At 63.8% G+C, this 12,627-nt stretch carries 14 protein-coding genes; 10 read left to right on the plus strand and 4 right to left on the minus strand.

Features of this window, described 5'->3' with window-relative positions; all coding sequences use genetic code 11:
- The first annotated feature begins 369 nt into the window (after positions 1–369).
- Both E2651_RS19200 and E2651_RS19205 read left to right on the plus strand, forming a co-directional pair.
- Complete coding sequence (locus E2651_RS19200) at positions 370–1,044, plus strand: hypothetical protein (RefSeq protein WP_135332403.1); 675 nt, start codon at positions 370–372, stop codon at positions 1,042–1,044.
- A complete protein-coding gene (locus E2651_RS19205; protein WP_245238999.1) occupies positions 1,041–2,114 on the plus strand; it encodes a hypothetical protein in 1,074 nt (357 codons plus the stop codon). Before E2651_RS19200 ends, E2651_RS19205 begins: the two co-directional genes overlap by 4 nt.
- A gap of 60 nt (positions 2,115–2,174) precedes the next feature.
- Here the strand turns inward: E2651_RS19205 and E2651_RS19210 are convergent, their stop codons facing one another.
- Positions 2,175–3,209, minus strand: coding sequence for a hypothetical protein (locus E2651_RS19210; protein ID WP_135332405.1), 1,035 nt, complete (start codon positions 3,207–3,209; stop codon positions 2,175–2,177).
- Positions 3,210–3,504: 295 nt separating this feature from the next.
- Here E2651_RS19210 and E2651_RS19215 point away from each other — a divergent pair, with 295 nt between their 5' ends.
- From E2651_RS19215 to E2651_RS19245, 7 genes are all read left to right on the plus strand, one after another.
- Positions 3,505–4,542, plus strand: a complete 1,038-nt coding sequence (locus tag E2651_RS19215; RefSeq protein ID WP_135332406.1) for a hypothetical protein — start codon at positions 3,505–3,507, stop codon at positions 4,540–4,542.
- A gap of 21 nt (positions 4,543–4,563) precedes the next feature.
- Entirely contained in the window at positions 4,564–5,445 is an 882-nt protein-coding gene (locus E2651_RS19220; protein ID WP_135332407.1) for a hypothetical protein, read from the plus strand.
- A 13-nt stretch (positions 5,446–5,458) separates the two neighbouring features.
- Positions 5,459–5,725: a hypothetical protein gene (locus tag E2651_RS19225; RefSeq protein ID WP_135332408.1), complete on the plus strand. Its 267-nt coding sequence runs from the start codon at positions 5,459–5,461 to the stop codon at positions 5,723–5,725.
- Positions 5,726–5,759: 34 nt separating this feature from the next.
- Entirely contained in the window at positions 5,760–6,203 is a 444-nt protein-coding gene (locus tag E2651_RS19230; protein WP_135332409.1) for an RDD family protein, read from the plus strand.
- Between the two features lie 248 nt (positions 6,204–6,451).
- Entirely contained in the window at positions 6,452–6,982 is a 531-nt protein-coding gene (locus E2651_RS19235; RefSeq protein WP_135332410.1) for a hypothetical protein, read from the plus strand.
- A gap of 313 nt (positions 6,983–7,295) precedes the next feature.
- On the plus strand, positions 7,296–7,496 hold the full coding sequence (locus E2651_RS45355; RefSeq protein WP_348541652.1) for a hypothetical protein: 201 nt from the start codon (positions 7,296–7,298) through the stop codon (positions 7,494–7,496).
- Positions 7,497–7,580: 84 nt separating this feature from the next.
- A complete protein-coding gene (locus E2651_RS19245; protein WP_135332411.1) occupies positions 7,581–8,783 on the plus strand; it encodes a hypothetical protein in 1,203 nt (400 codons plus the stop codon).
- 18 nt (positions 8,784–8,801) lie between these two features.
- Here the strand turns inward: E2651_RS19245 and E2651_RS19250 are convergent, their stop codons facing one another.
- The 3 genes from E2651_RS19250 to E2651_RS19260 form a co-directional block, all read right to left on the minus strand.
- Entirely contained in the window at positions 8,802–9,497 is a 696-nt protein-coding gene (locus E2651_RS19250) for a hypothetical protein (RefSeq protein ID WP_135332412.1), read from the minus strand.
- A 91-nt stretch (positions 9,498–9,588) separates the two neighbouring features.
- Positions 9,589–11,721, minus strand: coding sequence for a hypothetical protein (locus E2651_RS19255; protein ID WP_135332413.1), 2,133 nt, complete (start codon positions 11,719–11,721; stop codon positions 9,589–9,591).
- A gap of 44 nt (positions 11,722–11,765) precedes the next feature.
- Positions 11,766–12,104: a hypothetical protein gene (locus tag E2651_RS19260; RefSeq protein WP_245239001.1), complete on the minus strand. Its 339-nt coding sequence runs from the start codon at positions 12,102–12,104 to the stop codon at positions 11,766–11,768.
- A 190-nt stretch (positions 12,105–12,294) separates the two neighbouring features.
- Between E2651_RS19260 and E2651_RS19265 the strand changes: the two genes are divergently transcribed.
- Positions 12,295–12,579 carry a WXG100 family type VII secretion target gene (locus E2651_RS19265; RefSeq protein WP_135332414.1) on the plus strand — a complete coding sequence of 95 codons (285 nt, stop codon included), beginning with the start codon at positions 12,295–12,297 and terminating at the stop codon, positions 12,577–12,579.
- The last annotated feature ends 48 nt before the right edge of the window (positions 12,580–12,627 follow it).

The raw sequence follows: 12,627 nt of genomic DNA on the forward strand, positions 1-12,627 counted from the left end.
CCCCTCCCGAATGACGATCCGCGTCTACCGGGTGACCGCCGAAGGCGCGGTGACCGAGGACCGGGGCGAAATCCACACGTGGACCGGAAGCCGCATCGACCCTCTCCCCCACACGTCGGCGTATCCGTCCTGCACCTGCCCGCACTGCGACGCTCTCCGATAGCACCGGCAAACACGCCCACCGAGCCTCACGACCCCGGCAGCCCCAAGGCAGCCGGGGTCTTCCGCTGCCGTGCCCTTCGCGTCACGACACGATGACAGTCCACCGAGATGCGGTGACTTGTCCCACATCCGACCCTGGCGGAACCAATAACCCCACGGATAACGTCCGCCTGTTGGAGACACCCCTCGCCCCACCGGGAGCCGACTGTGAACCGCCGCACCATGCCCGTCACCGCCGCGCTCGCCGCGACCGCAGCCCTGCTTCTGACGGCCTGCGGCAGTGGGGACGACGGCAATTCCAAGGACAACGACAAGATCGCCGGCGCCGAGCAGGGCTCGGAGAAGTCGAAGAAGTCACCCGAGCCGTCGGGAGCACCGGCCGAGGACAAGCCGGATGGCGTGGATCTGACGCTGCCCAAGGACATGGACCTGGTCTTCAACTGGGACAAGCCGAAGGACAAGAACGAAGCGGCTGCGATGGACGACGCGGCCAACTTCTTCCGGGCCATCTACCGGGGCGTCGACAAGCGCACGGCCAAAGACGCGGCCGTGACCGTCTACTCCACTGGCGAGGGGCTCCACTACGCGCAGACACAGATCAACGAGTGGATCGACGGCGGTTGGACCGCCACCGGCACTCTGCGCCACTACCAGGCCACCACCCGGTCCACCGCGAACGGCAACTCGGCGGAAGTGGCGTTCTGCGCGGACGCAAGCAAGTTCTATGGCAAAGAGATCAAGACCAAGAAGATCCTGAAGACCAAGAAGAGCATCGCGGACTTCGACTACTACAAGATCATAATGGTCAAGCACCCTACAGGTAAGGGCCTTTGGCAGGCATCCAAGGTGTTCGTCGAGACGAAGGCGGAGAAGTGCCAGTGAACAGATCGCGGCGTACGGTCCTCAGCACCGCAGCCCTGACGCTGGCCCTCAGCGCCCTCGTCCTCACAGAAGTCGCCTACGCGGGCAAGCCGGTCGGTTCGGGCAACGGTTCCTCCAAGGAAGAGGGCGGCGGCGACAAAACCGGCATCTACGCCGCCGCAAAGGTCCAGTACTCAGGAGCCGTCACCAAGAACGGCGGCAGTGGCAACGTAGCCTCCGCCGACGTCAACTGGGACCCGCCACCCTGCTGGTACGCCCCCTACCTCGGCGCCAAGGACTTCAAGAAGAAGATGTCCGCGGACCTCAAGGAACAGATGAATACCCCCGGCTTGGGCTCGGGGGGAACCGCCCTAGGCGAGGTCCAGCGCCACTACGAGGACGACTACGGCTGGACGGACACCCCCGGCTACAAGGACTACAACGTCGACAAGGACGGCGAGGGGATGTTCTGGGCGGGCGTCGAGAATCCCAACGAGCCGGACTACCTCAAGCGGACTTCCTGCTCCGACCTCCCCTTCTGGGTCGACAACGGCGAGCCCGCGCCACCCCAGTACGAAGAAGCCATCACCCCCGAGATGCTGGCTGCCCTCGCCTACCAGCACATGGAGCTCCCGGGCACCAAGGTCACCCTCGCGCCCGAGGCCACCACCAAGGTGAACCTGCCCACGTGGGCCTGGCTCGACAAGGCCGCCTTCGACGAGGTCGAGGCGACGGCGGAGATCAACGTCCCCGGCTTCAACCTCCAGGCGACGACGACCGCCACCCCCAAGTCCCTGACGCTCAACCCCGGCACCAAGGACGCCACCACCATCCCCGCCAACGGCGAATGCCCCATCGTCGACGGCAAGATCGGTGAGCCCTACGCCAAGGGCAAGTCCAAGGAGACCCCGCCCTGCGGCATCATCTACCGCCGCTCCTCGGGCGGCGGGACGTTCCCGCTCAAGGCCTCCCTCACCTGGGAGATCAGCTGGACGGGCACGGGGCAGGCGGCACCGGTCAACATGCCCAACGGCACGATCGAGGCGGTCCAGGACATCACGGTCGAGGAAATCCAGTCCATCAACCGCTGAGCTCAAGGCCTGGTGCGACACTCACCGGTCGCACCAGGCATTCAGCCCGATTCACCCCACTCAGGAATCCGACGGATCCCCGTACAGACGCACCGTGCTCAGGATCTTCATGATGGTCGCGTCCGGGACTTCCTCCTTGACGTCCGTGGCGCTGTAGAGGCTCCAAGCGGCGTACTCACCCTCGGAGTTCTTGAAACCGAACGTGATCGCCTTTCCGTCCGAGTCGCACTTGTAGCGCTGCGGCGCGTTCTTGGACCAGGCCCGCGCGATGCTGCCCTTGACGCCCGATTTGGTGGTGTACGGCTTCGCCTTCTCGTCGTAGTGCAGGGTCTTCTTGTCCGGCTGCGCGTAAGCGCCGTAGACCCACCACCAGACCGTGTTCAACGCGACGTCGTCGGTGTTCTTCGCGCCGTTCGCGCCTTTGGTGCCCACGGCCGAAAGCGCCTTGTCCTCGCTCGAGCCGTCCTTGTCGTCGTCGGACGAGCACCACTTCGACTTGTAGTACGCGGGCGCCGACATGGTGATGACCGGCTCCCCCGTCTTGACGTCCTCGAATGCGACCGCGGAGTCCGCGGCCCTGACCTCCCAGCCGGGGGGTACGTCAAAGGCCGTGCCGCGCTTGGGGTTCACAACGACCTGCCAGCCCTTGACGGTCGGCTTGGGACCGTTGTCCGTGCCACGCGCGTCGTCGCTGCCCGAGGAATCCGACGGGGAGTCCTCTGGACCGGGTTTCCCGGCGGAAGACTTCTGGGGGGCGGCGGAGGCGTCCTTGTCGTCCTTGTCGCCACCCAGAACGAGGAATCCGGTGACCCCCGCAGCCACCACCACGGCGGTGGCCGCCGCGATGGCGATCACCTTGGTCCTGTTCCCGCCGCCTCCGGTCCCGCCACCACCGCCGGGCTGCTGGGGCGCTCCCGGCATCGTCGGTGGCGTGCCCCACTGCCCTTGCTGCTGATACGCGTTGGACTGCTGGTACCCCGGCTGCTGGTACCCCGGCTGCTGGTACGGATTCGGCGCTTGGTAGCCCGGCTGCTGGTACGGGTTCCCGTCCTTCGGATTCTGCTCGCCGCCGGGCGGCTGCTGTCCTTGCCACATAGGGGCAACGATAGTTCTCGACCGCGAACGGCAGCGTGGCGCCCGGCTGTTGTGCCTCACGTTGTGCCTCACGTTGTGCCTCACATCACGCAAGACGACGTTCTCGCGGAATATGACGCTTTGCCCCAATATTAACGCTGGCGGAACCAACAACCCCACAGATATCGTCGACCCCTTGGAGACAATCCTTGCCCAAATGGGAGCCGAACTTGCCCCCCAGCTCAAGCCAGCCGCCGCCAGCCGATTCCAGCCGCCGATTCCCGCCGCAGGAACATGACCACCGAGGAACGCGATAATGGGATTCAAGGGAATTAATGACGTCCAGGGGCCGAAGTTGGCTGCCGCCGTGGATGTCATGGGCGGAACACTCACCATCCAGGGCGGTTTGATCAGCGGCATTCTCGCTAAATGGGACGCCAAGGCCGAGGGAGTTTCCGACTTCCCTAAGAAGGCGTCCTGGGCAACGGACGAGGCCAAGGACATCCGGCGCCGTCTCGGTATCGCCAAGGATGACCCCGAGGCGGTGCTCACCTTTGCCAGTCTCGCCGGGGCCCTTGAGACGTGGAAAGAGTTCAAAGAGGGAACCCTCAAGGACATCAAGACACCTCTCAAGATCCTCAAGATCCCCACGGCCATTGAAGCTTCGATGCATCTCTATGCCCGGTGGCAGCAGGGCCAGAACGTCGCCGGCGCCCGTGCCGTCTGGGAACTCAACAAGTACTTCGGCTCGTCGGACGCCCGGATCAAGGCGAAGCGGGGTGAACTGCTGAAGGAGCTCCTCAAGGACCAGAAGATCCGCAACTGGTACAAGGAGCCCTGGAAGTGGCAGCAGAGCGTCCGTCGTTTCGCCATGCGCCTGAAGATCCCTTACGCCGCGAAGCTCTTCAGCAAGGCGCCGGGGGCCAGCATGCTCGCGCAGCGCGTCCTCCTGCCGCTGAGTGTCGTGCACGGCGTGAAGGAGATGTTCGTCCCCACGCACAAGGGTGCCTACGGAGCGGCCGACCGCACCATGGGATTCGTGGAGGCGGGTGGCGCCGTGGCCGTCCTGGGCGGCGCGAGCGCGGCAACCGCCCTCGGCGCATCGGCAGCCGTCGCGGCCGCGGTGCCCGTCGTAGGCTGGGTCGCGCTCGGTGTCGCCGGGGCCTACTTCCTTGGCAGTTGGGCCTGGGACAAGTGGGGGGACGACATCAAGTCCGGGGCCAAACAAGCCTGGAAATCCACCAAGGAATGGGGTGGAAAAATCAAGGACAAGGGCGCCGAGATCGTCAACGGGGCAAAGAGCGCGGTCACCAATCTAGTCCCCAACACGATCAGCAAATATAAGTTCTGGTAAGCGAGCATCGGACGCACAATCATGCAAAGCCCTGACATTGACATGGAGCTCCAGGAGTTCCGCGGAATCCTGGCCGAGGCGCTCGCCGAGGGAGGCACGCAGCCTCTTCTGCGCCTCACCGATGAAGAGATCGCCATCCTCGATCCCGACTCGCTGACGGAATGTGTCGCCCCGACCCCGCGGCTCACCGAACTCTCCGGCCAGGAGCGGGAATGGGTGTACGCCACCGCGCTGCGGTCCCTCGTCGCGCGCGAGGCGGTGGACGTCGCGAACATCGACGAACTCGACGCGGTGCTCCGCGCGGCGTCCGCGGACTCCGCATCCGGTGAGGCGGCCGCGGACGGCACAGAGGACCCGGGCAACACTCCGTCCGGCGTGGACCTCGACATGCGGGTCACCCCCGAGGTGAGTCTCGCCCTTGCCCTCCGCCGAACTGCCGCCCGGGCCCTGGCCGTTGAGCAGCACACGTCGAACGGCCTCACGCACATGCTCGTCTATGTGCACGGTGAGGACCTCTACCTCGTGGAGCGCGTCACCTCCGGCGGCCTTCACATGTTTACGCTCGCCAGCTCCGCCAAGGACGCGGCGGACATGGTGCTGCTCTTCGTCGACCCCTTCGAGGTCGCCGACAAGGACGGCCGCGTCCAGCTGCTCACACCCGAGCAGATCAGCCAGGAGAACGTCGGCCGCGACCTCAGCGAGGCGATCAACAACGCCTTGGTGGTGGGTCAGACCGTCCTCCTCGCCGATGCCCCCGGCCCGCTCCTCACGACGTACGCCACCGAGAAGGCCCTGTGGACGGTGTACGTCGCGAAGCCGAATGCGGCCACCGGCATCCAGGCACGCCCCGTCGGCAAGAACACGCTGCGCAAGATGATCACCAAGCTGATCACCCCGAACTGAGAGAGGCGGCACGATGTCACGAGAGAGCGACTGCCGTGAGGACGTACGCAAACTCAAGCAGTACGCGGATGAGTTGGAGCGCTCCGTCGACAACGTCCAGAACCTCTGCGGCACGGACACCTGGAAAGGCCCCAAGAGCGAGCGGTTCCGGACCGAATACGCCGGCCACAAGAAGCAGATAAAGGACGCCGTGGCCAACGCTCGCGCCGCGATAGACAAGGCTCTCAAGCGCGTGGAAAAGGAAGAGGAAGAGAAGAAGAAGTCCGGAGCCGAGAAGTAGAAGTCGAGAAGTAGAAGTAGGGGAAAGCAGCGCCGTGGCCAACCAGCAACGCACGTCCACCCGCGATGCGGCACCGACACAGGCGCGCCGCGTCACCGCCGCGGTCGTCGACGCCCTCATCGCCCTGCTGTGCGGCCTCACGGCCGGTACCGCGGCCGGCGTGAAGGTGGTAGACGGGGTCGTCGAGCTGCGCCCGCAGTCCCCGGCGGTGTGGGGGGCGGCAGCCGGCGCGGCCATCGGGCTCTCTTTCCTCAACCACGTCCTGCTCACGTTCGCGACCCGCACCAGCCTCGGCAAGCTGATCGCGGGCCTGCGAGTGGTGCGCGCCTCCGACGGCGGCCGCCCCGGCTTCTTCCGCCTCATCGGCCGGTGGCTGTTCGGTTTCTACTGGATGGTCGTGTTCGTTCCTATCCATCTGGCAACGGATAGCGATGTGGAACAGCAGGACGCGGTGGGGCTGCGTATCGTGCGTCAGTGATCCGTTCCTGACGTGGACTTTGGCTAGCGGTCCAACGCGCAGTCGTCATTCAACACACAAGGAAACGCCACATGACAAAGGATGGGGAGCCCTCTGACGAGATGGCGCAGGCGAGCGCGTCAACCGGTCCTGATGCACGGCCTCTGGGACAGCCCATCGATTGGGCAGCCGCCAGGGAGAGATCGAGCCGTCTTCGGAAGCGACGCAGGGTCATCGCAGGAGCCACCGCGGTCGCCTTGGTAGGGGCCGTGTCGATCATTGTTTGGGTTGCAACGGGGAACGAAGAGAAGCCTCCGCCGACCAAGCGAACGGCGACGATGCCGGCCCGGTTCGGGGAGTATCGGCTTGCAGGAAAAGATGACGAATCTCTGTGGACCGCGACCCACGGTGGAGACAATCTCGACCCAACGATAGAGACCGCGCATGCAACATACGTGCATCCGGACGGCGTGAAATCCTTTATGATCACTTTGGATCTCGACCCGATCGTCGACGATTCTGACCCGGGCGGGAACGACGACGTCATCTCCGCGCTTCTCAACACCCCCATCGACTCTGGCGCAGTGAAGACCTACGACCCTGGGTCCATCGGCGGAAAGCTCCGCTGTGTGAAATACGCGGTCAAGAACACGACCAGTTCACGTTGCGTCTGGGGCAACGACGTGGCCACCGTCACCGCCCAGCCAGTCGTTACATCCGGAACCCGACCAACCCCGGGCCAAACGGCAACAGAAGTACGGTCCTTCCTTGCCGAACTACATATACGCGCAGTGCAGTGAGTGACCATCTCAGCTGGTGGCACCTCCTACGTGACCGCACTCCCGTCCTCTGAGAAGTAGTACCGAAGTACCGCCAACCAGGACTCAGTCCACTTTGCGCCTGAGATGCGACCTTCAGGCACTTTTTCAACTCTTTTACCTCATCTGCGAGTTGAGTCTTCAATGTCTCAAGACGGGTCCTATAATCAAGATGGTTGACGGCATCACGGAGTTACGGCCGCAATCACCCGCAGCATGAGGGACGGCGCCGGGTACGGCCGTAGCGGTTTCCTTCTTCAACCACGTACTCCTCACCCTGGCCACCCGGGCCAGCCTGGCAAAGCTGCTTACCGGACTGCGCGTGGTCCGGGCCTCGGACGGTGACCGACCGAGATTCCTACGCCTCGCAGGACGCTGGCTGTTCGGCTTCTACTGGATGGTCGTCTTTGTTCCTCTCCATGTCGTAACGGATAGCGGTGTGGAGCAGCGGGACGCGGTGGGGCTGCGTATCGTGCGTCGAACGGCCCGTTCCTGAGGTGTGAGCGGAGAGAGGCGGAGTCTTGTGGGCGGCTTCAGTTCTTGGTCCCGTCGGCGGCGCCAGAGTGCCTTCGGCGGCGGCGTGGCCATTGCCGTGATCGCCGGAATCGGCATCTATGCCGTTACGTCCGATGACGACCCGCTCCCACTGAATGTCGACTTCGTACTCGGTGGCGGGGACAACGCCGTAGGAAAGGGCGAACAGCTCGAAATCCAAGGACAGTTCGGCGGCCTCGCGGTGACGCCCGACAACGTCACCTATCTCTTCGCCGAAGAGAACGACACGATGGTCATGTGGCGGAAGAAGCCTTCCGGCGCCGCCGAGCGGATTCAGGTTTCCGGCCTGGACTCGGTCGAGGCGACGCAGACCGCCGTGGCACCCGACGGATCCATCTACCTGGCGGCGGAGGATCTGTGGAAGGTCAGCCCAGCGGGCAAGGCGACCAAAGTCATCGAGAGACGCGCGTGCGGTAAGGCCAACCCTCTTGCCGCCACCTCGATCAGCGATTTCTGCGGCGTCACGGTCACCGGGGTCACCGTCGACAAGGACGGCACCGTGTACGTGGGTGATCAGCTGATCCAAACCCCACCGTACGGCTCCTACGTGCACCGGCTCGACGGCAAGTCGATCGAGCTCGTGGCAGGCCGTCCGGCCAAGGACGGCGAGTCGGTGAAGCACTCCAACCCGGCCGTGCGGAACGGGGTCGATCCCCGCGCCGGCACAAAGGCGAAGGACGTCGTTGTTCCGGACGTCACGCGCTCGGGAGCTCTCGCCGCCGCCAAGGACGGCGTCTATTGGAACACCGGCCCCGGCATCGTGCGCATCAATCGGGACGGCACGCTCAACCCGTTCGTCGCGGGCAGGTCACCCGGAAAGATCAGCGATCCCGAGGGACCGTTCGGCACCGTCGGGCGCGCTCTTGACGCACAGGTCCAAAGCGGTACCGGTGGCCAACCAGGCGATGACCTGGCCGTCATCCCGAGCCGCGACGAGGTCTACTACTCCGATGAGGGCGAGGATCACGCCCCCGTTCTGGAGGGCGAATTCCGATGGCAGGGAGTCGAATCCGACTCCCAGAAGAAGCTCTTGAACGAGTCGGGGCGCGGAGACCTTGTCCGCCGCGTGGTCGACGGAGAGCTGGCCCCCGTCATCGCCGGAGTGCAGGCCATCGCGACCTCCAAGGACAGTCTGTACGTTGCCGTGACCACCGACGGCGGAGACAAGAGCAGCCCGGAGAACTGGGACACCGCAGTGCTCCGGGTGCACCTCCCCAAGAAGAACTGACGCGGGGCCGACGTCAGTTCACTTGGCCGCATCGGCCGCCTTGTTCAGCTTCTTCTCCTGCGCGTCCAGGATCTCCTGCGGTACGGGCACGAACTTTCGCGCGAACTCAGTCTCGGCCGAAATGCTCGTCAGAGAGGTGCCGTTCTGCGTCACCACGTAGCGAACCTTCCTGTCGATTTGATATTCCAGCGAGAAGTCCACGCCGTCGTCACCGAGGCCGGACTTGTTCTCGGACACGGTGCGAATCTTCGAGATCAGTCCGGAAGGCTTGGTCTCGAAGCCCGAACCGCACGCGGAGATCGCCTTTTTGAGGTCCTGCACCGACTGCTCGGCCGCCGACTCCGACTTGGCGCTCGACAACACGAGCCGGTAAGCCGCAGTTGGCTTCTGTGAACCTTCTGTCGTCTTGTTGATGCTCCGACCTGCCAGCCGCTTGTCATAGGCCGAGGCTTCGGGATATATCGCGTTGACGATGGGCTGGCAGGGCTTCCTGGCGGCCTTGACCGAGTCACCGCCGTTAGCCGATATTTCGCGAATCGTGTAACCCTGCACATCTCCCTGCCCCAGAGCGGCACTTGACAGCTTCGCCTGGGTCAGGGGTTCGGCGCCCGCCGAGTCAGACCCTTTGTCGTCGCCGCACCCGGCAGCAGCCATCAACAGGACTGCGACCGAGACCGCCGCCGCGGATTTCCTGCCCCTGTCTGCGTTTCCCATTCCTCACACACCCATCAATCTCGGTCACAGTTGACGTGTCTGCCACGCTCAGCGATTCACTGACCCAGTCATTCACTGGCTCGGCCATGCGCTACGAGTCCTGCCCGGGGTAGTCCCGTGCGTTCCTGCCCCTCGAGTACTCCGGCCAGATCGCCGCGACGACGGCGGGGTCCTGCAGCCATTTGTTGTAGGCCGTGTGCTCGGCGGTGGTCATATCGCCGATGTCCTTGATCTCGCCCTTCTTGTTCAGGAAGTTGCCGTCGCCCTTGGCGTAATCCTTGACGTCGCCCGTGTACTCCCTGGTGCCCTTCGGGCTGCCGTCCTTGCCGTCGCTCTCGATCGTGACGGGCTTGATCTTGTCGTGCTCGCGGGCCGCGTCCGCGTTGTTCTGGTAGTCGGTCTGCCAGGAGAAGTCCGCGGTGTTCTCCTTGACTCCCTTGAACGCCTCTTTGAGACCCTTGGGCGCGTCGTCCGCATCGGCCTTCACAAGGTCCTTGAGCAGGTCGGTGGCAACGCCCGAGCCCAGGCCCCACGCGACGCCCACAGCCGCACCCTTGGCACCGGCCACGCCCGCTCCGCCCGTTGCGCCCAGGGCCACTTCGCCGGCGGTGTCGATTATCTTCGCGCGGAAATTGTTGGTGTCCTCGACCCACTTGTCGATGTCACCCTCGATCTCACCGGACGCCGTTTTCATGGACTCCTGGTAGAACTCCTGCATCATTCCGCGCTTCATGGAGTCGAAGGCGCCGGCGTGCTCGGTGCTCTTTTCCGTCGAGTACGCGTGGTCGAGCGCCTTCTCGTCGTACCGCTGGAACAGGGCACTCAGTGTGCCCGCCGCCTTGGGGTCGCGCGCCGATTCCTCCATGAGGGCGCGCCACAGGCCGTCGGACGCCTCAAGCCCGCGACGGCCCGAGTCCTGGCCCTTCATGAAGTCCTGAAGGCTCCACTTGGTGGTCTTCGCATACTTCTCCTCGCCCTTGGCCTTGATGTCGCTTCCCCAGAGCGTGTTCCCTGCCGGGGAGGTGACTCCGTGTTCGAGGTCCTTCCAGTACGCGGTGAGGATGCTCGCGTAGAGGGCCTGGGTCCCTTCGATGGGGTGGCCCTTTCCGTCCTTTCCCTTCCTGTTCTGGTAGTTGTCGAAGAGGATCCGGCCCGTGTTCTTCTCCGCCAGGGACGGATTGGTCTGCTTGAGCGTCACCGTCGCGGCGTTGACCATGTTGAAGAAGGCCTTGCCGCGCTCCTTCGGCTCGTCCACCTTCCAGGGGCCCGTGTCATAGAGGGAATGCTGCACGAAGTCGTAGTCGTGATCCATGACTTCGCCTGCGGCTTCAGGGTTCTCCGAAACGGCGTCGAAGAGCTGCTGGTAGTTGTCCTTGCCCCACTCCCCTTCGCCCGTCTGGTTGTTCCCGAAGAAGCGGAGCTCATCGGTCTTGCCCTGCTTCTTCTTGTCGAGCACCCGGTCACCGAAGGCGACAAGGAAGTCCTTGTCCTGCGAACCGCCCTTGAGGAAGGGGGTCAGACGGTCCGGCCTGAAACCTTCGTACTCGTCCAGCGATGAGTCGCTGAACCACTTGTTCCACGCCTGCTGCTTCGCCTTGGCTGACTTCCCCTCGAAAGCCACCTTGGTGTACGTACCAAAGGTGTCGGCGATGACCGAACGGTCCTTTTCGCGCTCGTCGGGGTGGTCCTTGTAGCGGTCATTGTTGCGGTCGCCCATTACTGTGGACAGCCACCCGACCCGCTGCGGACCGAGCTCGTCGTAGAAGGCCTTCACATAGTCCGCGTCTCCTTTGTGAGCGCGGAGATCCGCGTACATCTCAGGGGTGGGGTCGTCCCCGTCGTTCAGACCTTCCTTGAACTTCTTGCCCAACTCCTTGCCGTCTTTCAGGGACTGCTTGGTCTGCCCGACCATGCTTTCCTGGATCCGCACCATGCCCTTGTAGCCATGGCCGTACTTCTCGTCCTCGGCAATGGAGAGGTGGTGTCGACGTCTGAGCATGGGAAGCTGCTCATTGGCCCAGCCCGCGATGGACTTCAGCTCGGTCAGCGGTTCGACGCCGACTCCGTAGCGTTCGAAGCTGGACTTGATCCAGCCGACGCTGGTCATCATTTTGCCCTGATCCTTGTCGAGTGACTGGATCGTCTTGGCCAGGCGTTCCGGATCAATGCCGGAGAATCCGTCCCCGTCGCTGCCGCTGCCGCCCTTTTCTGCAGGCTCTCCCATGAATCTCCCCGTTCATTCCACACTCTTGCCGAAGTACCCCTGAATCACATGTACTGCATTTCCTTGTTCATCATCCTCGCCGCGGACGCGGAGACCTTCTCCGGCAGTTCGTTGATCGTCTTCTGCACCGCCGGAATCAGCTTGTCGATCTCCCTGATCATGCGGCCGCGGTTGCCCTCGATTTCGTCGTGCCACTTGTCGGCCGTCTTGCCGACCCACGACTTCCCTTCCTTGCCCTTCCCCACGTCTTGAGATGCGACCTTCAGGCACTTTTTCAACTCTTTGACCTCATCTACGAGTTGAGTCTTCAATGTCTCAAGTCGGGTCCTATACGGGTTATCTACCTGGGGCTCTTCATCCGCGCCCTTGTCTTTGCCTCCCACTGCCCCTCCAGCATTGCGTCCAACTGCGTTGACCAGATTCCGAGGTTGATTGATCCGAACCAAGAATAGGGAGCCTCGTGGGCGTCGAGCAAGGGAGTCCTGGACGGATGACGCCGGCGCGGGCGTTGCGATAGCATCGGGTTCGGGCGGACGGAAGGTTCGTCCGATTCGACAAGCGGGGAGGAACGCCATGAGCGGCGGCGGCAATGCTGGCCTGAAGGGCGCAGACACAACTAGGCTCCGGACTCTTTCCGGAACCTTCAAGACGCAGCACGGTAACCTCGACGACCTGATCCGTGCCATTTCGACGGGCACGAGCAACAGCGAGGAGTTCTGGAAGGGCGGCCGCGCCAACCGATTCCGGGAGGAATGGGACAAGCTGAAGCCGCAGCTGAAGAACTTCCTGACGTCTCTTGAGAACGCCAAGAAGGAAACGCACGACGCCGCCCAGGCGAACGACACGATCAACGACTAATCACGGATTAGTCGCAGGTCAGCAGGCCAGCAAGGCCAGCAGGTCGTA

This window comes from Streptomyces sp. MZ04, assembly GCF_004684775.1.
Lineage (GTDB): Bacteria > Actinomycetota > Actinomycetes > Streptomycetales > Streptomycetaceae > Streptomyces.

Coding starts and splice junctions, on each gene's coding strand:
- E2651_RS19225 (WP_135332408.1), top strand. CDS start 5,459: ATGTCACGAGAGAGCGACTGCCGTGAGGACGTACGCAAACTCAAGCAG.
- E2651_RS19250 (WP_135332412.1), bottom strand. CDS start 9,497: ATGGGAAACGCAGACAGGGGCAGGAAATCCGCGGCGGCGGTCTCGGTC.
- E2651_RS19265 (WP_135332414.1), top strand. CDS start 12,295: ATGAGCGGCGGCGGCAATGCTGGCCTGAAGGGCGCAGACACAACTAGG.
- E2651_RS19210 (WP_135332405.1), bottom strand. CDS start 3,209: ATGTGGCAAGGACAGCAGCCGCCCGGCGGCGAGCAGAATCCGAAGGAC.
- E2651_RS19220 (WP_135332407.1), top strand. CDS start 4,564: ATGCAAAGCCCTGACATTGACATGGAGCTCCAGGAGTTCCGCGGAATC.
- E2651_RS19215 (WP_135332406.1), top strand. CDS start 3,505: ATGGGATTCAAGGGAATTAATGACGTCCAGGGGCCGAAGTTGGCTGCC.
- E2651_RS19255 (WP_135332413.1), bottom strand. CDS start 11,721: ATGGGAGAGCCTGCAGAAAAGGGCGGCAGCGGCAGCGACGGGGACGGA.